Here is a 25999-nt window from a genome sequence, read left to right as displayed (position 1 = left end):
CGGAAACAGACCTTTGCCTGAGAGCGAAGGTCTGTTTTTTTTGGATTGAACGTCCCGCTGTATCAATCCGCTGCCTCCGGCTGCTCCACATGCATTCGAAATAGCTGAATATATAGCGCGATACTGACGCATGCAACCACCAAAATGATACTGAATATTCCCATAGGCGGCACCCAGCTGGACAGGAAAACCGTCATCGGCGCCAGAAATCTCCCGATCGTCGCCTGCAAGCTGTCGGCTGCCATGTACTGTCCTCTTGCATGATCGGGGGCATAGTCGCTAATAAAGCTCTGGGTGACCGGAGAGCGTACAATTTCACCAAAGGTGAAGATGATCGTTATGAAAAACAAAAACCATATATTAGTGCCCAGTCCGAGGGCGAATGTGCCTACTCCGGACAACAGCGACGACAGAATGAACACATTTCGCTCTTTCCAATGGCGGAACCATTTTGTCACAGGAAGTACAAACAGGACAAACAAAAGACCGTTTAGCCCCAGCACCCAGCCAAAGATCTCCGTACTCGACAGCAAAAGGGAATCATCCTTCCATGTGAACAGAGGCTGGGCAGGGACCTCATTGATCACGTATACGGCCAAATACAGATCCAATTGCATAATGGGGATCAGGGCAAAGATACCTGCCAAAATGTAAACCAGGAACACTTTGTCCCGAAAAATAATGCCATATCCCTTCAGTTGATCCTTGAAAACGCGGGTAATCGGGACGGAGCTTTCCGGGCTGCTTTTCGCCGAATGCGGCAACGTTTCATGGACTACGATATACATTGCGATGAAATACAGCAGCAGGACCAAGGCGCAGGTCCACAGCAGCTCTTGCCGGTAATGGAAGAAGAAGATCGCTCCCAGCGCAGGTCCGAGCACGGCACCAATGTTATTCGCCGTCACGAACGTTGCGAAGAGCTGGCGACGTTCGTGCGCGGGCACCAGATCGGCCACCATAGCGGAGCTTGCAGGCCTGTATATGGCTCCACCCAGCCCAATGCCGATAAACGCGATATAATCCATCCAATGGGACGACGACATCGCGAATAAGGCAAACATCACCGTCTGAAGCGAAGCGCCTAGCAGCATCACGGGACGCCGTCCTAACCGGTCGGCCAAAGCTCCTCCGAGCAGGCTTCCCATGATGCTGAATATCGGAGGGATGGCCATCAAAATGCCTGCAATATGGCTGCCTAATGCCGTGCCAAAATAGACAGTGATAAATGGAAAGTACATCCAAAATAGCAGGTTAAACAGCCCTTCGCCGATTAACCGGACTTTCAAATTGGGATTCCATAAACGGATATGCACAAGACCTTTTCCTTTCCACAACGAAACTTGTTAGGTTTCCCGGCCGGGTATACAAACTATAGAACGATATCCAGAAAAAGTATAGACTTATAATTACGAATGGTTTATACTAATAATAATGAAAATCGAATTCGCAGATTTTTATTTTAACTGCTTCAAAAATCGAACACTTGTTCTGAAATGTAAAAGACGCTTCCATCGGGAGCGTCTTTTTTGCCATAAAAGAAAGTATAAGTTTTGAGGGAGGGATTCAAGCTGCTGGTATGCAAAGGGTGCCAGGAGATGAAAGTGGTGCCCTATCGCTGTAAGGGACGGTTCTGTACTACATGCTCCTGCGGGGAAACAGAGGAATGGAGCCGTGTACTGGCGGAAGAGGTATTCCAAGTGAAACATCGCCACGTCAACGTAAAACCGTGACCGTAGAAGAATTTATAGCTCCGCGAAGCACGGAGATGGATTGTGAAAGCGAAACGGGTGATGAGACGTAGAACATGGAGTGAGAAGATCAAGGAGGACACAAGAAAAGATCCTATGGTCTGTCCAAAATGCGAGCAGCACAAAAAGGAGCGTCCGGCGATTTTTTCGGATGGTTTTTCTTATAAGGGAATAAATTGACAATTAACTGTTACAAGTGTAATATTAAATTCGCAAGGAAAAATTACAAACGTAATAGTTCAATTGGGAGGAGAGAAGAAGCATGAGCAACGTTCCGAAAATATCGGAAGCCGAATGGGAAATTATGAAGGTTATATGGAAGCAAAGCCCTTTGACCGCGGAGCAAATCGTTCTCCGGCTGCCCGCCGGGATTGAGTGGAGCGATCAGACGGTGCGGACGTTCATTAACAGGCTTTTGAAAAAAAAGGCGATCGGATTTGAAAAATCGGGAAGAAGCTATTTGTATTTTCCTTTATTGTTAGAGAAGGAATGCATTCGGGCCGAAAGTCAATCGTTTCTCAAAAGGGTGTTTAACGGTGCGGCCGATATTATGGTGACGAACTTTTTGGAGGAAACCGACTTGTCGCAGCAAGAGATCGATAAGCTTCATAAGCTTTTGACAGAGAAAAAAGAGAGAAAGACCAAGGAACGAGGATCAGATGAAGATCAGATAAAGAGGTAATCGCACATGAATATGGTGAGCGGCATTTTTTTATGGTTTTGTTACGCGACATTGGCGGCAAGCGTCGTCGGGCTGCTGGTTATGGCGATTCAAGCGTTGTTCCGCCGGCATATGAGCCCGCGAATGCGGCATGCGCTGTGGCTGATTGTGCTGATACGGCTTCTTCTGCCCGATTTTCCCAACAGTCCTGTAAGCTTGTTTAACGCTTTGCCATTTGCATCAAGCACAGAAAAGGCGGCTTCGGAAACGCAAAATTTGGAAGAAATTGAATCGCCCACATGGTTATCACAACAACACCGGGAGAAACAGCTTCCTGTTCAGAATGAGAACAACTTGCCGCTCCAGAGCCATGCTCCGTTTCCGATAGCTCCATTACCTCAAGAAACTGAAACCGCGGCACCGTCTTCTGTAAATACACACCCGCCGGCTTTACAAATCATTTCGATCGTATGGCTTGCAGTCGCGGTCGCCATCCTTCTTTACTTGTTGTTTTATATGTGGAAGCTTAGTAGCAAACGCAAGGCGTTCCAGATGGTAACAGATCCTCGTATCCTGTCCGTTATGAACGATTGCAGGAGAAAATTCGGCATTAAACAGGCAATTCCGCTGTATTCGGGATACGAAATGAAAAGCCCTTATATTTCCGGAATCATTGCTCCATGGATTTATATTCCCGAAGCGCTGGGGAGCCAACTGAACGATGCCCAGCTTAACCATCTTTTCTCGCATGAACTGGCTCATTACAAAAGAAAAGATATTGCCTGGAATACGATCGGCAGCTTCGTTTTGGCGATTCACTGGATGAATCCTTTCATCTGGATCTTCATCGCGAAAATGAAAGCAGACAGAGAGCTGGCCTGCGATGCCTATGCATTGGAGGTTCTTGGAGAAGACGAGGCCATACCGTACGGGATGACGATTGTTGAGTTTTTGAAGCTCTATTCTGCGAACCGCGATCAGCCGAGCCTGCTTTATTTCAATGGATCAAACAATCGGAATCTGGTGATAAGGAGAATTACGATGATCAAATCGTTCAAGAAAGGGACGTATAAGTTTTCAACCATTGCCGTTTTATGCGTCGCCGTCATGAGCGTCATGTCGCTAACGAATGCAGCAGAGCCGGAAGCGCCGAAAAAATATGCCGAAGGCGCGGTAGGAACCTTCCAAGAAGTCAATGCCGCTCCATCGCCGGATTTGACCGACAACCGGGAAAATGCGGTGCAGGCTGCAGATGCTATGGAATGGAAGATCCCTGAAGCTTTGCCTGCGGAAAGCCGTCGTGAGGAGGTTAAGGCGAAGCTGACTGAAGCCGGCCCGCATGCCGAAAGCGCGGCAGAAGCCGTTAAGGAAGGAAATGCCGTTCCATCGCCAAGCTTGGCCGACAACCCGGAACAACCGGAACCGCATGCAGAAAGTGTAGCGGCAACCGTCAAGGAAGAACAAGCCGCTCTCCCCGATCCGAAGGCAAACCGTTTGGAGAAAGCAGTTAAAGACGTCGGCTTCCAATTTAAAGTTCCGGATGCAATGCCTGCAGGGTATCGCTTTGAGCAGGTCAATGTTAATACGAAAGAAGTTAATGGAAGTAAGCGTACCGAAGCGGCAATACGCTTCGTTCAGCGCAAAGGAGAGACCGTTTCCGGGAATTTGGAGTTTTTCGCCATTCATGGCGGCGACGACTTGAAAACGGTATACAAACAGATTGAACAATCAGCGAATAAAAGCGGCGAATGGTCGGTAAGCTTAACGTCGCTGCAGATGAAGGAACAGTATGCGATGAAGGTGACTGAGGCTGTCTCGGGTCAAAGCGAAAAGCGGTACTATATTTGGGAAGATCAAGGAGTCCAGTATCAATTTCAAGTAACGGGCAGCGTAACGGATCAAGAAATCATAACGATAGTATCCTCTATGAAACAGCCGAATGCAGATATGTATAAACGATATGCAGACGATAAACATTCCGCTTAAGGAGAAGAGAAGGAATGAGTTGCCATCAAACAAACCCGTCGGGAAAGGATTGTTGTAAATGATACCTGTATTCAATGCGATGAAAAATAAAGTATGCCGTTTGGTCGCAATTTCTGCGGCTGCACTGATCGCTTTTACCTCATTTGGGGTCTCGTCCGTTACGCCCACAGCCGTGGCAGCAGAAGCTTCCGCCTCGGTGTACCCGTTTCAGTGTTTCTTCGAACGTGAGCAGGATCTTCTTGGCGAGAATGGAAAGGTGTCTCCATTTCATCATTCCATGGACTGCGAGCTGAAACAAGCCGTTAAAAACGGGACGGTGTCCCAGATCAATCAAAGCGTTACTAAAAACGGCGTTAAGATTACCGTGAAGGAAATCTTGTTCGATGATGCGCGATTGTCTGTCGGTTATGTGGAGCATCATGGTCAAGAACCTACTGCGACAAACCCGATAATTATGCTCGACGGCAAGGAGATCGGAAGTTCTATTCGCCACCGGTCCGAGCCGATTGACAAACAAACCACGATGCATAGCGTAACCTGGACCAATGCCGGCCGGTTTCCCGATGAGTTTGAGATGAAGTTCCAGGATTATCGTTCTCTGTACCTAACTTCGCCGAACAGTATGCCGGAGCCGTGGGAACTGACGATTCCTGTCAAGAAATCCGTTTATAAAGAAACCAAGGTGCTTAAGCCGATGATCATAAAGAAGTCGGGTGAATTCACGTACACGGTCAAGGAGATAGCGATGACCCCGAACATGACGGCGGTCAGGTCTGAGATTAGCTTTCCGAAGCATTTGGATAGCGGTTTTTATCAAAATCACATGAGAATAGAAGATGAGAAAGGAACGAAGTACCTGTCGGGAGGAGCAGGCTGGATCAAGTTCGAACCTACGGAAACCGGATATTCCTTAGAATCTATTGATTCATTCAGTCCTTTCCAGACGGTTCCCGAATCGATCAAGATTGACTTTACCCGAGAAGAATCGGAATATAATTTACCAGTGTTTCACAAGGCGAAAGTAGAGTATAAACCGACAGCCGAGAAGCCTATTGTATTGAAAAGAAGTACGTCGGGATTGGTGAAAATTACGGATATCAGCTATGGCAGCGATAAAACCGAGGTTCGTTTTCAAACGGAAGGTCCTCACCCATATTATATGGATTTATTTATTGAAGACGAAGCTGGACAGAAACTGTATGGACAAAGAAGACTGGTTGATAGGAAAACCAACTCGTATGTTGAGGTCTACCCTATCATCGATCCTCAATCGGATGTAACGTTCGTAACAACCGTCTTCGAAAACACCGAGCCGAAGTATGACCCGGAGCTGGAAATAACGCTCCCTCTCAAGCCTTAATCCATTGGCTGTCCCGATTGCGGGGCAGCTTATTTTTGTTCTTTTTTTACATTCAAAAAAACCGGAGGTTTCTGCCATGATGCAGTTGCATTAGGGGAGTGATATGTTAAAATTATCCTTATTCGGCATGGACATACATAAAGGGGGAACGTGAATGACGGCGGGAGTTTGTATGGAACGAGGTGATCCGGCGCATGCGGAGCATTCCGGCAAATCCATTGACCAGAATGAGCGTGAATTACCAGCTGATTTTGCTGTTTTTACTCATGGTTAGCCCTGTTTTTATGCTGCAATGGTACGGAAATATGAAGGCCGAGCAAATTTTGAAGCGGAACGTGACGAACGCCTATCTGGAATTAAACAAGCAGAATCTGAGTCTGCTCAATCGGGACATGGATTCGATCAATCGCATCACCATGACGATTATCCAAAATCCGCTTACGCAGCAGATGCTTCCGGACGGTACGGACACGGTTTTGACGCGGGTCGGCAAATACGAAGCATTGGACAAGCTGCTCAAAAGCTACTCGATCGGGGGAGACGGCGGCGGAGCCGTAGCTTTCTCCTTGTACGTCAATGATCCCAACGACGATTATTCGTTTGCTCCGAAAGTCAGGCAGGCCGCGCAAGCAGGCGTTTTTTTCGTTTCGGATCGGAATCAGCCGGAATGGTTTCGGGAAGCGCTTCAAAAGCAAGGCAAGGGCGAGCTGAAAATTATCGATCATTTCGATCCGTCGTCCGACCAAGGAACGCTAAGTTACGTCCGTGCCGTGAACAATATCTCGCATGGAAACGGCGTGATCGGCGTATTGGTGGTGACCAAGCTTGAACGGATGATCGAAAACGATTTTCGCAGCGTCCAATTGCCGGACGGAGAAATTTATTTAACCGACTGGTCCGACCGGATTCTTGCCTCAACGACGAAAGGCGCGGGAAGCACGCTGCCGCTTCCGCCCGCCGCCAAGGTGACAGCCATGGAAGGCATTTTGGACACCGTGCACTCGGATTATATTTACGTCGTCAACTACAGCTATTTGCTCCAGCAAAAGCTGGTTTACCGCATTCCGATCCACTCCTTGCTTCAGCAGCAAAACGAGCTGAAACGGGTCATTCAGCTAATTTCCGTCGTTTATTCGATGCTGGCGTTTATCGTCGTGATGTATTTCTGGAGATCGTTAATGAATCCGATGCAGAAGCTGGTTCATGTTATAAGGAGCTACGTTCCGGGCAAACCGGTGCGGAAAACGGCCGCGCGCAGGAGAAACGACGAGCTCGGCGTGCTGATTTCCTCCGTCTATGACATGGCCGATCGGCTGAATCATCTCGTGAAAGACAAGTATCAGCACGAAATTAAGCAGAAGGAAGCGCAGCTGCAAATTTTGTACCAGCAAATCAACCCTCACTTGCTGTATAACACGCTGGAGAGCATTTATTGGAAAAGCACACTGGAAGGCAAGGGCGAATCCGCCGAGATGATCAAGGAATTGTCCAAGCTGATGAAAATCGGGTTAAGCAGGGGCAGAGAGCTGATTACGATCGGTGAAGAGATGGAGCACGCCGCCGCCTATATCAGCCTGCAGCAGCGGAGATACGAGCATAAGTTTCGCGTGAAATGGAAGATCATGGAGGACGTGCGTCCGCTGCTGATCCCGAAGATTACGCTCCAGCCCTTAATTGAAAATGCGATTATCCACGGCGTGAAAAATATGGGGGAAGACGGGGAAATCGTCATATCCGCCGAGCAGCTGGGCGACGGCAAGGTGGTAGTCCGCGTGGAAGATAACGGCTTTCGGGAAGCGGATCTTGCCGCGATCCGCCGATCGCTGCACGAGGAGCAGCCGGATCCGTCCATGGGCTACGGCATACGCAACATTCATCAGCGGGTCCGGCTGCATTTCGGCGCTGCTTACGGGCTCGACTATACGAGAAATCAACCGCACGGAACGGTCGCCACGATCACTTTGCCCAAGTGCGAAGCCGTTCTAGCCGGACAATAAACTGACGAGGTGGCCTGGAATGTACAATATTTTGCTTGTGGACGACGAACCGCTGATTTGCCAAGGTTTAAGCCAGCTATTGGCTTCTTCGGGATTAAATATCGATCAGCTCTTTATTGCGCAAAGCGGCTACGAAGCGATGGACTATATCCGCATGGAAGAAGTGGACCTGCTGATCACGGACATCCAGATGGGCGAAATGAGCGGGATCGAACTGATGCATCAAGCGAAAATGGCCAAGCCGTCGGTGCAATCGATCGTCGTTTCCGCTTACGAGACGTTTCAGTATGCGCAATTGGCGATGAGATTGGGAGCCAAGGATTACTTGATCAAGCCGCTGAACAGCAGCCATTTTCTGGATACCGTGCGCAATGTACTGCTCAAAATGGACAAAGCGGCGGCTGCAGCCCACGATGAATTTATCGCCGAGCTGAGCGACCGGTTCCGGATGGAGGAGCCCGACCGGGCGAAAACGGAGGCGCTGAACCGGCTGCTGGCCGACCCCGATTCAGCCTGCGCTTCGGCTGAGCGGCTTGTGCCGATGGCCTCCTTGCAAGGGCCATATTTTGCCGTCCTTAAAATCAAGCCGGTTGTTCCACCCTCCCAAGAAGGGACTCGATTCCCCGAAAAGGATCTCGCCTTATTGCAGTATGCCGTATTGAACATTGCGAGCGAGCTGCTTGACAGCCAGTGGAATCATGTCGCTTTTTATTCGCCCGATCACGAGATTTCGATCATTCTGCAATGGGACGACGAAGCCTACGGAGATAAGAGCATCAACAAAATCAACCAACTCGACATGATTGGCAGATCGCTGCATGCGAATGTGCGGAAGTATTTGTCGCTGCAATGCGTGGTTGGCATAAGTCAGATTATGAAAGGAATCGAGTTTCTGGGCGCTTTGAACGAGCAGGCGCGGAAAGCGATCCGCTTTCACCGGGAGCATCAGGATCATTACGTGTTTTATTACGGCGATTTTAGCTGGAATCCGGCTTCCCATGAGGCGACTGAGGAGGAAATGGTCGTACATCACAATCAAATTGTGGACACGGCCAAGCAATATATTCATCAGCACTTTGGGCAAAAGGGGCTTACGCTTCAGGAGGTCGCTCAGCAAAGTCACGTGAGTCCGAATTACTTGAGCTATTTGTTCAAGAAAAAAACAGGCTACAACCTTTGGGATTATGTCGTGAAATTGCGAATGGAAGAAAGCCGGAGGCTCATCACAAGCACGGATATGCGCCGTTACGAAATCGCCGATAGAGTAGGGTACGAATCGCCGGAGCATTTCAGCAAAATATTTAAAAAATATTACGGCGTCAGTCCGAGCGAATTGAAAAAGTAAAATCGCCAATGATCCCGATAGGATCGCACATGTTCAATTTCCTTTCGTCTTCTTACAATGTGGGCAAGACCTGTGAGAAATGAGGGAAATCCGCTGTGTATCTAGTCGCGAAAAGACATCTGTGGGGTTATTTGTTTATTTTGCCGGCTGCCGTTATTTTCGGTTTGTTCTTATGGACGCCGATTGTCAAAGGCTTCGTCTACAGCCTGTACCACGTTGATTTTATGAAAGGCAACGCTTTTGTCGGTTTCGACAATTATGTCAAAGTGCTTCGCGATCCTGATATCGGGCGCGCGGTGAAGAATACGATATATTATATGTTTCTCGGTCTTGTCATCGGCTTCTGGGTGCCGATCGTCTTTGCGATCGCCATTTCCGAGCTGAGGAGGTTCCAAGGGTTCGTCCGCATCGCCGCTTATTTGCCGAATGTGCTTCCTGTGGTCGTCTTGTACGGGCTGTGGCGATGGATTTTTGACCCGGTCGGCCCGATCAATGCGGTGCTGAGCAAGCTGGGCTTCGAGCCGATTTCGTTTATGACCGATCCGAGCTGGTCCATGGCCTCGCTGGTCTTTATGGAAACCTGGCAGCAGTTCGGTGGCGCGCTGCTGATTTATTTGGCCGGCTTGCTCAGCATTCCCCGGGATTGGTACGAGGCGGCGGAAATCGACGGGGCCGGCGTCTGGCAGCGGATTCGATACATTACGCTTCCTTCGATCAAAAGCTTGATCTTGCTTTTATTAATTCTGCAAATCATCTCGACCTCGCAGGGTTATCAATCCCAGTATGCGATGCTTGACGGCGGTCCGAACAAAACGACGCTCACCTATGTTCTGCTTATCGTGAAGTATGCGTTTACGAGCCAGGATTACGGCGCGGCGTCCGCCTTGGGCGTGCTGATGTTTTTCGTGCTGGGCGGATTGGCTCTGGTTCAATCCAAGCTTACCGGCAAGGAGGGGGCTTGAGCATGAACAAGCACGAACGCGGCATTCTTTCGAGCCACGATTTGCGGCAGGGCTCCACCCGGATCGGCTATGCGATCATGATCGCGGTGATCCTCGTCATGGTCTGCACCATGATCTATCCGATTCTCATTACGTTTTTTAACGGGGTCCGGCCCAATACGGAGATGAACTCGTTTCCGCCCCGGTTTTTCCCTTCGGAATGGCATTTCGAAAATTTCGGGCAAGGCTGGAATTATATCCATCTGCTGTTGTTCCTTCGCAATACGTTTATTATTTTCGCGGGCAACTTAATCGTGACGGTCGCCGTGCTGGGGTTGGCGGCATTCAGCTTGGCGCACTTGAACGTGCCTTACCGGAAGCAGATCGGCGCCTTTTTCTGGATTACGCTCTTTATCCCGCCGACGACCTATATTATTCCGAATTTTATGAATTTGAAGGAGCTCGGGCTGCTGAATCAATTTGCGGCGTTCTGGATGCCTGCTGCGGCCAACGCTTTTTACTTGCTGCTGCTGAAAAACTTCTTCGGCGGCCTCCACCCGGAAATCTTCGAAGCGGCGAGAATGGACGGCGCGTCCGACGGAAAGTGCTTTTTCCGGATTGCCTTTCCTTTGTCCGTGCCGATTTTTGCGACGTTATCGATCTTTATTTTTTCCGCGGTGTGGAACGATTGGTTCTGGCCGTCGATCGTGATGCACAGCGACAACGGGTATCCTCTGGCGACAGCCATCTACAAGTATGTCCTGCAAGCCCGCAGAATGAATTTAAACCTGAAGTTTGCGATCTTGTTCATGGTGATGCTTCCGCCGGTCGTCGTATTTCTCCTGTTCCAAAAGTTTATTTTGCGCGGCGTGCAGTTGGGAGGCGTTAAAGGGTAGCAGGCGACTTTATCGTAAACCTGCGCATCATCCGGATAGGAACACGCCTCGTTTCGGAGGAAGGGTCCGATTAAGATGGAGATTAGATACACATCCAACAGTTGGAAAGGGGAATTCCAATGCGCGAGCGCAACGCACTACTGGCATCGCCGATGTCACTCTTTATGCTAGGTTTCATGCTCACTGCATGCAGCCCGGACGCAAGTCCGGCCACCGACGGCGGGAACAATTTAGCTTCGTCCGGCAAGGGAAAAATTACCATAAGCGTCTACTATCCGACGCCCGATCTTGTGGAAAAGCGGGCGCTGGAGGACGATAAAATCCGACGGTTTACGGAGAAGTATCCGGACGTGGAAATCGTAAAAAGCGACTGGCACTACGATCCGAACCAGATCGGCATCAAGATGGGCGCCAACGAAGCGCCGACCCTGTTCAATACGTATGCGACGGAGGGTAAGTTTTTGGCGGAAAAAGGCTGGGCGGCCGACCTTACGGGCCTATTCGACGCATATGAGTTCAAAGATCAGATGAACCCGATTTTGCAGCAGCAATTCGGCATCGGCGGCAAAATTTACGGGATCGCCCAGCAAGGCTATGTGACCGGGACCATCGTCAACAAAAAGATGCTGGAGGATAAAAAGATCGCGGTACCGCCGCTCGATTGGACGTGGGACGATATGTACAACACGGCCAAGGCGGCAGCCGATCCTGCCAAGGGCATCTCCGGCATTGCTCCCATGGGGAAGGGGAACGAAGCCGGATGGAACTGGACCAATTTCCTGTTTGAAGCGGGAGGAGACATCCAGAAGGTGGAGAACGGCAAGGTCACGGCGCTCTTTCATTCCGAGGCGGGTGTGAGAGCGCTGCAATTTTACCGAAGCCTGGCTTGGGAGGCGAAAGCGATTCCGAAGGACTGGGCGCTCGGTTGGGGCGACGCTGTCGGAGCTTTTGCCCAGAGCCGGACGGCCATGGTGATCGCCGGACCGGACGGTCCGATCGATCAGGCGCTCAACCAGGGCGGCATGAAGCCTGCCGACGTGCTCTTTTACCCGATGCCGGCTGCGGCCAAGGGTGGCAAGCATACCGGCGTGCTCGGCGGCGACTATCTTGTCATCAATCCGAAAGCGACGCAAGAGGAGCAAGAGGCGGCATTCCGTTACGCAACGTTCGACTATTTCTCGGACAAAGGGCTGGCTTCCATCGAAGCGAGCATCCAACAGCGGAAAAAGGACGACAAATATTTCGTGCCTCCGGTGATCGATTATTTCACTTCCGACTCCGCTTACGGCAAAAAAGTGAAGGCCGTCTACGACAAATACGATAACGTCTATCCGTACTCGCCCGACATCACGAAGTACCTCGACGGGAAGCCGGAAGCGCAGTTCAATACGCAGGATTACTACGCGACCATAACAAGTGTCGTGCAGGATGTCTTTTCGCGCAAAGACGCCGACCCGAAAACGGTGCTGGATGCGGCGGCGAAGCTAGTTCAGGAAAAATATTACAACTCGATCAAGGTGGAGTAGTAAGCCGCTAGATGATGAGGTTGGCCGGGATATCCGGTCAGCCTTTTTTGCTTTAGCCTGCGGCTGCCGGGCGCGCGAGGTCCGTAATATTGCGCCTGATCTTCATAACATGCAACCTTGAAACGAAGGCGCGAAATATTAGAATGGTAATCAGCACAGCCGCTTCTTCCTTGCATCTTGTACAGCCTGTCTGCTGTGTATCCAAGGGGAGGGGAGGTGCGGACAGACGGTAAGCTAAGCATGAAATCGTTGAGGGGAGGCGATAAAGCGCATTGAAGCAGAGGCCGAGCAAGCTGGTTCTGGATATTGAACAAGGAGGCAGGGTTATGAATATGGCGTTTCACTTAAAAGTAAGAACGTTTGTTCCTGTGTGGATACTCGTTTTTTGTTTGGTGCTTACCCAGTTCGGATGGGTTACTGAGAAGGCTGAAGCCGCAACGAATTTGGCAGCAGGTAAACCGATTACCGCAAGCAGCTCCGTCGATGTCTATCGTGCGGCGAATGCGAACGACGGCAATTCGTCGAGCTATTGGGAAAGCGCGAACAACGCTTTTCCGCAGTGGCTGCGTGTCGATCTCGGCGCCGTCAGCACGATCAACAAAGTCGTTCTCCGTCTGCCGCCCGCCTGGGAGAAGCGCTCCCAAACCTTGTCCGTCACGGGCAGTACGGACGATGTCAACTACAGCACGTTAGCCGCTTCTGCCGCTTATTCGTTCGATCCCGCCGGTGGAAACACCGTAACGATCTCCTTCGCGAACGCGGGCGTAAGATACGTGAAGCTGCATTTTACCGCCAATACGGGCTGGCCGGCGGCACAAGTATCCGAGCTGGAAGTATACGGCCAAACGACACCGCCACCGCCGGGCACCTATGAAGCGGAGTCGGCCCAATTATCGGGCGGAGCCAAAGTCAACACCGATCATGCCGGCTATACGGGGACGGGATTTGTCGACGGCTACGGGAATCAAGGAGCAGCGACGCAGTTCACGATAAACGTAAGCTCCGCAGGCAAATACAACGCCATTTTGCGATATGCCAACGCCATGGGAGGAGACCGCTCGCTCAGTCTGTACGTCAATGGAACGAAAATCAAGCAAACGGCACTGCCTTCCTTGGCGAACTGGGACACCTGGTCGACCAAGTCGGAGAGCGTGAATTTAAACGCCGGCAGCAATACGATAACGTACAAGTATGATCTCGGCGATTCGGGCAATGTGAACCTGGATCAGCTTCAGATCGCCGAAGGAACCGGATCGGAGCCAAGGTCCGCTTTTGCCACCATCGAGGCTGAAAGCTATGACAGTCAATCCGGCGTGGAGACCGAAAGCTCCAGCGAAGGGGGATTGAGTATCGGTCATATCGATGAAGGGGATTACGTCGTCTATAAAAATATCGACTTTGGAAGCGGAGCATCGATTTTCGAAGCCAGAGCAGCGAGCAATACCGGAGGTGGAACGATCGAGGTCCGGCTGGACGGCCTCACAGGGACGCTCGCCGGTACGTGCGTCTTGCCGGGCACGGGCGGATGGCAGACATGGATCACGAAATCATGCGGAATCAATCCCATCAGCGGGGTGCACGACCTGTATCTCAAGTTTACGGGCGGCTCCAACCTGTTCAATCTGAATTGGGTTAAGTTTTCCAATCCGACGACTCCGATCCCGACAAGAGGCGCAAACATGCCTTACGATATTTATGAAGCGGAGGATGGCGTGATCGGCGGCGGGGCGGCTATCGTAGGTCCGAACCGCAATGTTGGCGATTTGGCCGGCGAAGCTTCAGGACGGAAGGCGGTTACCCTGAATACGACGGGCAGCTTCGTGCAGTTCACGACGAAAGCCGACACGAATACGCTGGTGATGCGCTTTTCTATTCCCGACGCTCCCGGCGGCGGCGGAATCAATTCCACGCTCAATATTTACGTCAATGGCACGTATACCAAATCGATCGACCTGACTTCCAGGTATATGTGGCTTTACGGCAGCGAAACCTCGCCGGACAATTCCCCTGGCGCGGGTGCTCCAAGGCATATCTACGACGAAGCGAATATGATGTTCGATCAAACGATTCCCAAAGGAAGCACCATCAAGCTGCAAAAAGACCCCGCCAACACAACGACATACGCCATTGATTTTGTCAGCTTGGAGCAAGTATCGCCCATTGCCAATCCCGACCCGGCCAAATATGTCACGCCGGCCAACACGTCGCACCAAGCCGTCCAGAATGCGTTGGATCGGGTGCGTATGGACCCAACCGGCAAGCTCGTCGGCGTATATCTCCCTGCGGGAACCTACGAAACGGGCTCGAAATTCCAGGTCTACGGCAAACCGGTGAAGATTACCGGCGCCGGCCCCTGGTATACGAGGTTCGTGGCTCCGGCGAATCAGACGAACACCGATATCGGCTTTTATGCAGGCGCCGGCTCCAACGGCTCCACCTTTGCGAACTTTGCGTATTTCGGCAACTATGTTGCGCGGATCGACGGACCGGGGAAAGTATTCGGCTTCACGAACGTCTCTGACATGACGATTGACAACGTTTGGGTAGAGCACCAGATTTGCATGTTCTGGGGGCAAAATGTCGACCGCACGGTGATCAAAAACTCCCGAATCCGCAACGTATTCGCGGATGGTATCAATTTTACGAACGGCAGCACGAACAATCTCGTCAGCAATGTCGAGGCCCGCGGAACGGGAGACGACAGCTTCGCTTTATTCAACGCCATCGATGCGGGAGCGCCGGATGACAATGCGGGCAACGTATTCGAAAATTTAACCTCGCTGCTCACCTGGCGCGCAGCAGGCCTCGCGGTATACGGAGGCACCGGCAATACGTTCCGTAACATCCATATCGCAGATACGCTCGTTTATTCCGGCGTGACGCTCAGCTCCCTCGATTTTGGCTACCCGTTCCGGGGCTTCGGCGCTTCGCCGCAAACGACCCTCGAAAACATATCGCTGGTCCGCACGGGCGGGCACTTCTGGGGAAATCAAACGTTCCCTGCGATCTGGCTGTTCTCGGCCTCGAAAGAGTTCCGGGGCATCCGCATACGCGATATGGATATCGTCGATCCGACCTACCACGGAATCATGTTCCAGACGAAGTACAACGGTGCTTCCCCTGAAAATCCCGTCACGGACACGGTCTTTTCCAATGTGACGATTTCGGGCGTTCGCAAGAGCGGGGACGCGTATGACGCCAAGTCGGGCTTCGGCATCTGGGCCAACGAAATCGAAGGAGGACCGGCCGTAGGTTCCGCCGTATTCAACAATCTAAAGTTCCTCAATATGGGGCCCGGCACAACAAACATCAAGAACACGACTTCCACCTTTAGGGTTACAGTCAACCCGTAAACCTGAAAACAGACCTTTGCCGTACGTATGCAGGCGAAGGTCTGTTTTTTCCGTTGGCAAACGGTGCAGTCTGATGTGGGAAAATAAAGTTCTTTTCTTGGAATTTCTGTTTCCCGAGAACGGCACAAATGACGGTTGTATACTAGGGGGGAGATGTTATTTGGAAAAGTAAAGGCTCCCTCCTTCTCAATTAACATGATGATAGCCGAAATGGATTCGGTGTTGTGCGATTTCTTAACGAACGAAGACGAGTCAGCTTAATAAAGCAGCGGCAATCCAGGACGTATTTTTCCAGTCCAAGGCTGCCGCTGCTTTCGATTTTCGAGTCATTCTAATCCGGGCTTATCGAATTACGACTACATCCACTTTAAACGGCCAATCACAACAAATAGGGCAAACGCTAAGAAAATGATGTTCACGACAATTTCCCTATATTCGCCTCGCATAATATGGAATACGGCACCGAAAAGCACGATTGCGGCAAGTCCCGCCGCAGCAATCGGCGCCAAAACAGGGACGATTTTTGTAGCTTGAGGCAAAATTAAACCTATTGCTCCAAGCAATTCCACTAAACCAATAAAGAAAACGAGATCTTTGGGAACATCACTTACCCATGTCCAGGACGTTTTCGCTACTTCATACTGAAACGCCTTCAACCAACCGGAGTAAATAAATCCTAATGCTAATATCCCTTGTACGATCCATAAAACGACATTCATGAATTACGCCAACTCCTTGTCATTTTCATCTATTAATATCCCAGCCTAGCTAACGTTAATCCATACTGCTTTCTCTTCAATCGCCTCCTCTTGTGTCTATTGAGCTCTAGGTGCATAATAATCTATAGCAATCGCTTTAGGAAGTAGTTACTTAAAATAAACGTAGTATACAAAAAGAAACCTAAGGCCAGCAGAGAAGGGGAGGGTATATTCATGTCTACCTTTTGTAAATTCGAGACGGCGTTGGAGATCCTTGTCGGGAAATGGAAGCCGGTTATTCTGCTTCGCCTTTTTTCAAACGGAACCATGAGATTTAGCGAGCTTCAAAAAGCGATACCGGAGATAACCAAAAAAATGCTGACCCAGCAATTACGGGAGTTGGAGTATCACGATATTGTTCATCGTGAGATCTATCGCCAAATTCCCCCCAAGGTGGAATACTCCATCACAGAATACGGTAAAGGGATGGCAACCATTTTGCAGGCGTTAAATGATTGGGGAGTAGCTCATATCGAGCATTTAAATGAGTTATACGGTCCGAATCATTCCGTGGAACCGCATAGAAGTGATGCAATGGATAAATAGTATACGTGAACGGGTAACGTTAGTTGAATAAAGCAGCGGTAGTCTGGAACTTCATTTTCGTGTTCCAAGCTACCGCTTTCCCATTTCTCAGGGTCAGTCTAAAATTTGTCACCTTGCCGGTCAGGCGATTCGATTCGTTTGCAGAATGTTAACAAAGATTGTGAAAATAATCACTACCAAAATTACCCAAAGTAGATAATAATATGAATTACGGGCCCTGATCATTGTAGCATTCGGGAAGGAGGCTTTCGGTGAACATTGCAGTCTGCGTCAAACAAGTGATGCTGCAGGAGATGGCGGACGAAAGCAAAGAAACGGACGGTGCAAGCCGGGAAGCGAGCCGGTTGGTCAACAACGCGAACGATTACTATGCCGTGGAAGAAGCGCTGAAATGGAAGGACCGGTACGGAGGGACCGTGACGTGCCTGTCGATGGGACCGGAAAAATGCCAAGAGCAGCTTCGCGACATCGCCGCTTTGGGCGTCGATCGGATCGTCCTGCTGTCGGGCCGGGAATTTGCCGGGGCGGATACGTTGGCCACTTCGTATACGCTGGCGGCAGGAATTCGCAAACTGGGCGGCTTCCAGCTTGTACTGACCGGCGAGCAGTCGCTCGACGGAGAGACCGGCCAAGTCGGCCCGAGCTTGGCCGAGCAGCTCGGCATCGTGCATGTGGCAAACGTAAGCGAAATCTGCTCTGCGCATGACGACCGGGAAATGGTGGTCAAACGGGAGCTGGAGGACCGCGAAGTCACGATCAAGCTGCCTTTGCCGGCGCTCCTGTGCATCCGCAAGCATATCAACCAACCGCGGATTCCTTCGGTTGTGGGCCTCATGAAGGCAAAGACCGCGCAAATTACGGTTTGGGGCCCGGATGATCTGGGGATTGAGCCGGGACGAGTCGGTCTAAGCGGATCGCCTACCCGGGTCGTCGGCGTATACCACCCGGCCGGAAAGGAGAGGACGGTTAACGGAGAAATCGTCCGCTATGCGGACAATCGGCAATGCGCAGCCCGCATTTTGTCCAAAATCGGGGCCTGCGACGACAAAGGAACAGGAGTTTTCACATGAGCCAAATTCGCATTCTTCCATCAAATTGCATCGGATGCGGAACCTGTGTGCAGCTTTGTCCATTTGAAGCGTTGAGCTTGGCGGAAGGTCAGGCGCATGTCGACCACGACCGGTGCGTCGTATGCGGCTCCTGCGTGCCGGTATGCCCGGCGGATGCGATTGTCGACGATTCCTTGCCGGATGATTTTATGCCCGGAGATTCCATGGTCGACTGGTCCATACCGGATGAACCGGACGCTAAGCGTATCGTTAAAAGTAACGAAGCGTCGTCATTTAGCGGCATTTGTGTCTATGCGGAGCACATGGACGGAGCGCTCGTTCCTTCGGTGGCGGAGGTGATCGGGGCTGCGAGGCAGTTGACCGAAGGAACGGGGCTGCCCGTATCGGCTGTCCTCCTCGGCAGCGAGGTAGGCCATTTAACCGGCGAGCTGCTGGAGCTGGGCGTTGATGAGGTATGGCTGGTCGACAGCCCGAATCTTCAGCCCTATGCGGAGGACGCGGAAGCCCGCTGCATGAGCGAGCTGCTGGCCGAGCTGAAGCCGGCCATCGTGCTCGGAAGCGGCACCCGGCGCGGCCGTTCGATCTTCCCGAGAGTTGCCGCACGGCTGAACACGGGATTGTGCGCCGACTGCATCAGCCTGTCACTCGATCAGGACACGGGCAACCTGGTTGTCACGAGGCCCGCTTACGGAGGAAGCATCGTCGCGAAAATCGTCATTCCGCACCAAAGACCGCAAATGGCGACGATCAAGGAGCACGTATTCCGGCCGGCCTCGAAAGTAAACGCACCCAGCGGCATTGTGAGGGATATGAGCTCGCAGATTCGCGTGTCCAAGACGGTGCTTGAAATTTTGGAAATCGTGAAGGGGCGGGCGGACCCCGCCAATCTGCTGCAGGCCGATACAATTGTTGCGGTGGGGCGGGGGATCAAGAAGGCCGAGAACCTGCCGCTTATCTACGAATTCGCCGGAGCGATAGGGGCCAGCGTGGGAGCTACCCGGGCCGCTGTGGATCTGGGCTGGATGCATCCTTCCCATCAGATCGGCCAAACCGGAAGCATTGTGAAGCCCCGCGTCTATTTTGCCTGCGGGATTTCCGGGGCGCTCCAGCATACGGTGGGGATGGAGGAGGCGGAAACGATCGTTGCGATTAATTCCGATCCGAATGCACCGATTTTCGATCTCGCCACGTATGGGATCGTAGGCGATCTGTTGGAAGTGATCCCGGCATTTATGGAGACGTTGAAGGCGGAGAAGCAGCAAACGATGATGTAACGAAGCAGACCTGATTGTACCTTTATGGAAAATGGAAAAGTACGGGAGGCGCAGACCGATGACGGTACGAGAACAAATTTCCGTTTATATTCGCGAGCTGACCCACGAGCCTGTAACCGATCCTTCGCTGAATCTGTTCGAAGCAGGCTTGCTAACCTCGCTGGATGTGCTAGATCTGATTTCTTTTCTGGAAGATACGTTTCGTGTGACCATTTCCGAGGATGACGTGAACATGGAAAGCCTCGGAACGATGAACGGTGTCGTGTCGCTGGTCGAACGGTTAAGGGCATGAAGGTAGCCGTATGCTGATTCCTGACATGTTGTCCAAGGCTGCGGCAAACGATCCGCAGAAGGAAGCATTTATTGAGAAGCACAGGCGATTGACCTTTCGGGAAGCCGACGAGGCTTCGACCCGGCTCGCGCGATTTCTGCTCTCTCAAGGCATTCGCAAAGGCGACCGGCTGGGCATCTTTTCAGCCAAATGCCTCGAAGAAATTATCGTCATCCTGGCGGCGATGAAGATGGGGGCGATCTTCGTCCATATCAATCCGCATGTCAAAAGCGAGCAGCTTCGCCATATCGTCATGGATTGCGGGATGCGGGCGCTGTTCGTTCATGACAGCAGAATCGGCGTTCTGAACCAAGCCGGTCTGGAAGAAAGCAGCATCGAGCTGCTCGTAAGATTATCTCAGGCGCAGGCGCAGCGCAGAGACCGGTCGGAATATGAACATGATTATGCGCTGGAAGACATTTTACAGTGTGCGGATTTTGCAGGCAGCCTTCAGGTAGAAGTGCATGCAGACGATCCGGCAGCGATCCTATACACCTCCGGCTCCACCGGAAAGCCGAAGGGCATCGTGGTGACGCATCGGATTTTTAGCGAGGCGACGGTCACCTCCGCTCAGGTTTTGGAAAACCGGCACACCGACCGGCTGATCAGCGTGACCCCGTTTTCGTTCGACGGTGCGCTCAGTCAATTGTTCACCATGCTGTATGTAGGCGGAACCTTAGTTTTGCAAGAATCCCTTTTTCCTCATGATATCGTGGAAACGATGCTTCGCGAGCAGATTACCGGCTTCCACGGCGTACCGTCGCTTTGGAGGATGCTCCTCCAAAAACACTCTCCATTGGCGAAGCACCAATACCCTCACCTCAGATACATCTCGATTATCGGCGAACCTTTTCCCCATGACGAGCTAATGAAATTAAAGGCTCTGCTGAGGCAGACGAAATTTTATATGATGTACGGCATGACGGAGGCTTTTCGTTCCACGTGCCTGCTTCCCGAAGAGTTCGAACGCAAAATCCCGTCGGTGGGCAAGCCTTTGCCCGGCGTGGACATTACCGTCGAAGACGAGGACGGCCGCTTGTGCGGTCCGGGCGAGCTCGGCGAAATCGTGCACTGGGGCGCGTTCGTGTCTCCGGGCTACTGGAACGATCAGGCGAAGACGAACGAAGTGTTTCGGGGCGGAGCGCTGTATACAGGCGACCTCGGAAAGCTGGACGAGGAAGGCTACCTGTACTTTGTCGGACGCAAGGACAAAATGCTGAAATCGCAAGGCTTCCGGTTCAGTCCGGAGGAAGTGGAGGAGCGCTTGTGCCAGATGCCCGGCGTGATTGAAGCTGCGGTGATCAGCAGGCACGATCCGGATAAAGGCGGCAGCTTGAAGGCGCTGGTCGTCACGGAAGAGGGGCTTGCGTTGACTGAGAAGGAGGTCATCCGCTACTGCAAATCCGTTCTGCCCTATTACATGATTCCCGGCACCGTCCATTTTCGCGAGCCGTTGCCGAAGACCGCTAATCTCAAAATTAACCGATCCGAATTAAGCTAATTCAGAAAGGGGAACCCAACCGTGAAACGGTGCACCTTATGCGTGATGCCCGAAACCTACCCCGGAATCACGTTCGATTCCGAAGGCGTCTGCTCCTTTTGCAGCAAGCAGAGCGGGAAACAGCCCGTTACGTCGCTCCCCAAGCTTCAGGCGAAGCTGGATGAAATGATTCGCGAATGCAAGGCGCAGAACCGGAAGTACGATGCGCTGGTTGCCTACAGCGGAGGAAAGGACAGCACGTTCCTGATTCATACGCTCAAGGAAAAGTACGGGCTTCGCATGCTCGCTGTGACACTCGACAACGGCTTTATGTCGGAAGCTTCGTTTGTAAACATGCGCAAGGTGCTGAACCGCCTGAATGTGGATCATACGATTATCCGGCCCCGGTACGATCTGATGAAGCAAATTTTTTTGCAGAGCTCGGCGCCCGAGGTTTACCCGACCCATCTGACGCAGTTCGGCAGCGGTATCTGCATTTCATGCATCCGCATCGTGACGAACATGTGTTTGCGGGTCGCCATCGAAAAAGGAATTCCGATGGTCATGCTGGGCAACAGCCCGGGGCAGTTGATCCAATCCGAGAACGAAATTATGTTTCAGGACAACAAAATTCCGTACGAGCTGCGGAGAAATTTGTTCAAGCCGCTCGCGGAGCGCGTGGGGGACGACGTGTATACGGTTCTCATGCTGGATAAGGACGAGTACAGAACGAACCCGTTTCCTTATACGATCAATGCTTTCCCGATTATCGGGTACCAGGAGGACGAAATTTACCGTACGATCCGGGAGCTGGGATGGACCAAGCCGGAGGACGTCGATCCGAATTCGACGAATTGTCGGTTGAATTCGCTGGGGATCGTCAAGCACAAGCAGGTTCATCGTTTTCATCCGTACGATTTTGAAATGAGCTTGCTGGTGCGGCAGGGCATCATTACCCGGGAAGAGGCGCTGAAGCGCGTCGAGGACCCGGAGGAAAAAGCGCTGCGGCTCGCCGAGCAGGTGGAGGAGCAATTGCTGAGCTAAGCGTGGCCAATTCACGTTATGGGGCGGAGGCTGCTTATGGCTACTCATGAGAAAATTTCCGAGCTGCTGGACGCCAATCCGGATATTCTGCGATTGCTCGTCGACAGCGAGACGTTATCCGACGCCCGCAGCCGGATGTTCGGCTACTTGAACGAATGCGAGGACAAGGTGCGGCGCGCCGACTGCCCGCTGCATCCGTTGGAAAAGAAAAATACCCGGGACTGCATCACAGTATTCAAAAGCATTATTTCGGAAAGCAACGAACACAAGACGAAGCACAGCTGCCTGGACACTTTATGGAAGCTGGCTGCCGAGCATTGGCGGCGGCAGGAGTGGCCCGAGGTGACGGATGCGTTTCTTGTGGAAATGAAGCATTTGTTCAAGGGGGTGATCGGCCTTTCGGGAATTTATTCGAAATCGGGCATTTGCAAGCGCGAGGTTCCGGCTTTCATGCATCTGGAAGGGCGCGAGGCGGCCGTCGTCCGGTCCGAGCTGCTCAATGTGAAAGCGGACCAGTATGCCGGTTTTATCCGCAAGAACGGTTATAAAACCGGGCTGGACGACGAGGTCGTCCGGCGCAGGGAGGAACATCGGCAGCGGATTTTGCAGGCGCTGGGAGCGACGGAGCAGGACTGGACGAATTACCGCTGGCAGTTCAAGCACCGCTTCCGTGATGCCGGCAAAATCGGCGAAATCATCGAGCTGACCGCCGAAGAGAAGGCGTGTATCGATGCGGCGATGGCGCAGGGGATTCCTTGCGAGATCACACCGTTTTACCTGTCTTTGATGGACCCCGACCCCAAGGCGGACCGGCATCGGCACGACCGGAGTCTGCGGGCGCAGGTCATTCCGAACCGGATCTATCTGGACAAAATGCTGGAAGCCAGGCTGCTCCCGAAGGAAGAGCTGGATTTCATGCACGAGATGGATACCTCGCCCACCGACTTTGTGACGAGAAGATATTCACAGATCGCGATTGTTAAGCCTTACTTATGGTGCCCGCAAATCTGCATCTACTGCCAAAGAAACTGGGAGCTGGCGGAGGATTCCTGCGGCAAAGCCGATCCGGCGATTCATAATTTGGCGGAAGCGTACGAGTGGTTCCGGGCGAACCCGGGCATTAGCGAGGTGCTCATTACAGGCGGGGACCCGCTGGCCGTCAGCAACGACAAGATCGCGTCCATTTTGCAGACGTTCGCGGAAATGAAGCACATCAAGCGCATCCGTATCGGCACACGGACGCTTGTCACGGCGCCCATGCGCTTCGACGAGGAGCTGCTGGCGATTCTTCGGACGTATCACCGGCCTCCGGAGCAGACGATTACGCTGGTCACCCATGTGCAGCACCCGTATGAGATTTCACAAGAAATGGCGGACGCGATGCGGAACATCAAGTCGATCGGCATCGACGTATATAACCAGCAGGTGTTCACCATGCAAAATTGCCGGAAGTTCGAGACCTGCTTTTTGCGGGAATCGCTGAAGGGGATCGGCATTTCGCCCTACTATTTGTTCAATCTGAAGGGAAAAGAGGAGACGGCGGACTTCAAGGTGCCCGTAGCCCGGCTGCTTCAGGAACAGAAGGAGGAAGCGCGGTTAATGCCGGGGCTGGTGCGGACCGACAAACCGGTGTTTAATGTGCCTACGCTCGGGAAGAACGAGCTGAACGCTTGGCAGGACCATGAAATCATTATGATTTTGAACGACGGGAGCCGGATTTACGAATTTTATCCTTGGGAAAAATATATGGCCCCGGTCAATACGTACGTGTACAAGGATACGCCGATATACGATTTCCTGCGCCGATTGGAAGCCTTGGGGGAAAATCCGGACGATTACAAGACCATCTGGTATTATTTCTGACTTCTGATCCGCCACACGGAACCGAAAGGAGGGAACCCCAATGTGCGGCATTTGCGGAGCGTACCATTATGGGAAGGAATCGCCCGTCTCGGAAGCGGTGCTGAACCGGATGAACGAGGCGCTGGCGCATCGCGGTCCGGACGGCGAGGGCGTGTTCGTCGATACGTTTATCGGGCTCGGGCACCGGCGGCTGTCGGTCATCGATCTTCAGAACGGCAAGCAGCCGATGACGAACGAGGACCATACCGTCTGGGTCACCTACAACGGGGAGATTTACAATTTCCGCGAGCTGAAGCGCGATCTGGAGAACAAGGGCCACCGCTTCGTGACGGATTGCGACACCGAGGTCATCGTGCACAGCTATGAGGAGTATGGCCCGGACTGCGTACGCAGGTTCAACGGCATGTTTGCTTTTGCGATCTGGGACGAGAAGGCGGAGACGCTCTTCCTGGCCCGTGACCGGCTGGGGGTGAAGCCGCTTTACTACAGCTTGTCTGATCAAGCGCTGCTGTTCGCGTCGGAGGTCAAAGCGATCCTGCAGCACCCGGACATCCGGGCGGAGGCGGAGCCGGCGGCGATTCCCGAATATTTATTCTGCACGGCGCTTTTGAACGGGCACACAATGTTCAAGCACATTCAATCCGTTCCGCCCGGCCATGCGCTGCTGTTCCGCAACAAGACGAAGCGGCTTATTCCGTACTGGGATATCGCTTTGCGGCAGTCGGCGGAGGAGCCTCAGACGTTTGGTGATTACAAAGAGCATACGCTCGCGCTCCTTCAAGAGTCGGTGCGCATGCGGCTGATGAGCGACGTGCCGTTCGGCTCCCTGCTCAGCGGAGGGCTGGACTCCAGTTTAATTACCGCCCTCGCTGCGGGGCATGCGTCCCACCGGCTGAAAACATTTTCGATGGAGTACGGCAAGAACAGCGAGGTTGCGGGAGCAAACTCGGATACGATCTACGCCCGGCTGATGGCGGACGCCTTGCAAACCGAGCATAAAGAGTTTATTTTCCGGCCGGAGGACTACCACGACATGCTGGAAAAGACGACCTGGCACGTGGAAAAGCCGGTCGACCTGACGACTCCTTCCGTGTACCTGCTGTATCAGAGGTTAAAAAGCGACGTCACGGTCGTCCTGTCGGGCGAAGGGTCGGATGAGCTGTTCGGCGGATATTTCTTTTTCTTGAACCACAAGCCGGCAAGCCAGCTTACGGAATTCCCTTGGGCGCCGTATCTCCAGGAGGTGTCCGGCCTGCTGAATCCCGATGTCGCCCGACAAACCCGGTTCAAGGAAAACGTGTCCTCGGCCTTGCGCGACATGACCTCCCGGTTCGAGGCGGACGATGAGCTGAACAAAGTGCTGTACTTGTTCATCAAGCTCTATTTGCTGGAAATGCTGGAAAGGCAGGACAAAACGAGCATGGCTTGGGGCATCGAGGCGAGGGTTCCTTTTCTCGACTACCGGATCGTCGACTATGTGGCGAATATTCCTTCGGCTTACAAGCTTAAGGACGGCAAAGAGAAAATCATCCTGAAAGAAATCGCCCGAGAGCTGCTGCCGAAGGAAATCGTCGAGCGGAAGAAACGGCCGTTCCCGTTCCCGGTCGATCCGAAATCGGTCGTCGTCCAGAAAAACATCGCCAACGAGCTGATCCAATCGGGCAATTCCAAAATTTCCGCGTACTTCGACAAACGGGCGGCGAACGATTTTTTCAACAAAAAGAACGGGTATGAACACATGGACAATCTGGCGATTTTCAGAACGTCGCACGCTTTGATCGCGTTGGAATGCTGGCACAAAACGTTTGGAGTGTGAG

General features: G+C 52.3%; 20 protein-coding genes. 18 read left to right on the top strand and 2 right to left on the bottom strand.

What is annotated here, in order from left to right; translation table 11 throughout:
* Positions 1-62: 62 nt before the first annotated feature.
* Positions 63-1316: an MDR family MFS transporter gene (locus QMG93_RS03405; protein ID WP_281933506.1), complete on the bottom strand. Its 1254-nt coding sequence runs from the start codon at positions 1314-1316 to the stop codon at positions 63-65.
* A 237-nt stretch (positions 1317-1553) separates the two neighbouring features.
* Here QMG93_RS03405 and QMG93_RS03400 point away from each other — a divergent pair, with 237 nt between their 5' ends.
* The 10 genes from QMG93_RS03400 to QMG93_RS03355 all read left to right on the top strand — a co-directional run bounded on the left by QMG93_RS03400 (position 1554) and on the right by QMG93_RS03355 (position 15816).
* Positions 1554-1733 (top strand): transposase zinc-binding domain-containing protein, encoded by a 180-nt coding sequence (locus QMG93_RS03400; protein WP_281933504.1) that lies wholly within the window; start codon positions 1554-1556, stop codon positions 1731-1733.
* Between the two features lie 280 nt (positions 1734-2013).
* Positions 2014-2433 (top strand): BlaI/MecI/CopY family transcriptional regulator, encoded by a 420-nt coding sequence (locus tag QMG93_RS03395; RefSeq protein WP_281933502.1) that lies wholly within the window; start codon positions 2014-2016, stop codon positions 2431-2433.
* Positions 2434-2439: 6 nt separating this feature from the next.
* Positions 2440-4398 (top strand): M56 family metallopeptidase, encoded by a 1959-nt coding sequence (locus QMG93_RS03390; protein WP_309299648.1) that lies wholly within the window; start codon positions 2440-2442, stop codon positions 4396-4398.
* Positions 4399-4456: 58 nt separating this feature from the next.
* Positions 4457-5758 carry a DUF4179 domain-containing protein gene (locus QMG93_RS03385; RefSeq protein WP_281933500.1) on the top strand — a complete coding sequence of 434 codons (1302 nt, stop codon included), beginning with the start codon at positions 4457-4459 and terminating at the stop codon, positions 5756-5758.
* Between the two features lie 194 nt (positions 5759-5952).
* Positions 5953-7755 carry a sensor histidine kinase gene (locus QMG93_RS03380; RefSeq protein ID WP_281933498.1) on the top strand — a complete coding sequence of 601 codons (1803 nt, stop codon included), beginning with the start codon at positions 5953-5955 and terminating at the stop codon, positions 7753-7755.
* A gap of 19 nt (positions 7756-7774) precedes the next feature.
* The gene (locus QMG93_RS03375; RefSeq protein WP_281933496.1) at positions 7775-9100 is read left to right on the top strand and encodes a response regulator; all 1326 of its coding nucleotides are present in this window, start codon (positions 7775-7777) and stop codon (positions 9098-9100) included.
* Between the two features lie 95 nt (positions 9101-9195).
* On the top strand, positions 9196-10062 hold the full coding sequence (locus tag QMG93_RS03370; RefSeq protein ID WP_281933494.1) for a carbohydrate ABC transporter permease: 867 nt from the start codon (positions 9196-9198) through the stop codon (positions 10060-10062).
* 2 nt (positions 10063-10064) lie between these two features.
* A complete protein-coding gene (locus QMG93_RS03365; protein WP_281933492.1) occupies positions 10065-10937 on the top strand; it encodes a carbohydrate ABC transporter permease in 873 nt (290 codons plus the stop codon).
* 119 nt (positions 10938-11056) lie between these two features.
* On the top strand, positions 11057-12463 hold the full coding sequence (locus QMG93_RS03360) for an ABC transporter substrate-binding protein (RefSeq protein ID WP_281933490.1): 1407 nt from the start codon (positions 11057-11059) through the stop codon (positions 12461-12463).
* 326 nt (positions 12464-12789) lie between these two features.
* Positions 12790-15816: a carbohydrate-binding protein gene (locus tag QMG93_RS03355; protein WP_413789255.1), complete on the top strand. Its 3027-nt coding sequence runs from the start codon at positions 12790-12792 to the stop codon at positions 15814-15816.
* A 356-nt stretch (positions 15817-16172) separates the two neighbouring features.
* Here QMG93_RS03355 and QMG93_RS03350 read toward each other — a convergent pair whose 3' ends face one another.
* Positions 16173-16535 (bottom strand): DoxX family protein, encoded by a 363-nt coding sequence (locus tag QMG93_RS03350; protein ID WP_281933488.1) that lies wholly within the window; start codon positions 16533-16535, stop codon positions 16173-16175.
* A gap of 213 nt (positions 16536-16748) precedes the next feature.
* Between QMG93_RS03350 and QMG93_RS03345 the strand changes: the two genes are divergently transcribed.
* From QMG93_RS03345 to asnB, 8 genes are all read left to right on the top strand, one after another.
* Positions 16749-17120: a winged helix-turn-helix transcriptional regulator gene (locus tag QMG93_RS03345; protein ID WP_281933486.1), complete on the top strand. Its 372-nt coding sequence runs from the start codon at positions 16749-16751 to the stop codon at positions 17118-17120.
* Between the two features lie 251 nt (positions 17121-17371).
* The gene (locus QMG93_RS03340) at positions 17372-18190 is read left to right on the top strand and encodes an electron transfer flavoprotein subunit beta/FixA family protein (protein WP_281933483.1); all 819 of its coding nucleotides are present in this window, start codon (positions 17372-17374) and stop codon (positions 18188-18190) included.
* A complete protein-coding gene (locus tag QMG93_RS03335) occupies positions 18187-19464 on the top strand; it encodes an FAD-binding protein (protein WP_281933481.1) in 1278 nt (425 codons plus the stop codon). Before QMG93_RS03340 ends, QMG93_RS03335 begins: the two co-directional genes overlap by 4 nt.
* Before the next feature lie 58 nt (positions 19465-19522).
* Complete coding sequence (locus tag QMG93_RS03330) at positions 19523-19756, top strand: phosphopantetheine-binding protein (protein ID WP_281933479.1); 234 nt, start codon at positions 19523-19525, stop codon at positions 19754-19756.
* Positions 19757-19766: 10 nt separating this feature from the next.
* Complete coding sequence (locus QMG93_RS03325; protein WP_281933477.1) at positions 19767-21296, top strand: class I adenylate-forming enzyme family protein; 1530 nt, start codon at positions 19767-19769, stop codon at positions 21294-21296.
* Positions 21297-21317: 21 nt separating this feature from the next.
* Complete coding sequence (locus tag QMG93_RS03320) at positions 21318-22319, top strand: hypothetical protein (protein ID WP_281933476.1); 1002 nt, start codon at positions 21318-21320, stop codon at positions 22317-22319.
* A 36-nt stretch (positions 22320-22355) separates the two neighbouring features.
* A complete protein-coding gene (locus QMG93_RS03315; protein WP_281933474.1) occupies positions 22356-24182 on the top strand; it encodes a KamA family radical SAM protein in 1827 nt (608 codons plus the stop codon).
* A gap of 40 nt (positions 24183-24222) precedes the next feature.
* Positions 24223-25998, top strand: coding sequence for an asparagine synthase (glutamine-hydrolyzing) (gene asnB, locus QMG93_RS03310; protein ID WP_281933472.1), 1776 nt, complete (start codon positions 24223-24225; stop codon positions 25996-25998).
* Position 25999 lies beyond the last annotated feature (1 nt).

Source organism: Paenibacillus tyrphae (genome assembly GCF_027925525.1).
GTDB lineage: Bacteria > Bacillota > Bacilli > Paenibacillales > NBRC-103111 > Paenibacillus_G > Paenibacillus_G tyrfis_B.
Note: the sequence above shows the minus strand (reverse complement) of the source record. Positions and strands in the feature narration are given on the sequence as shown.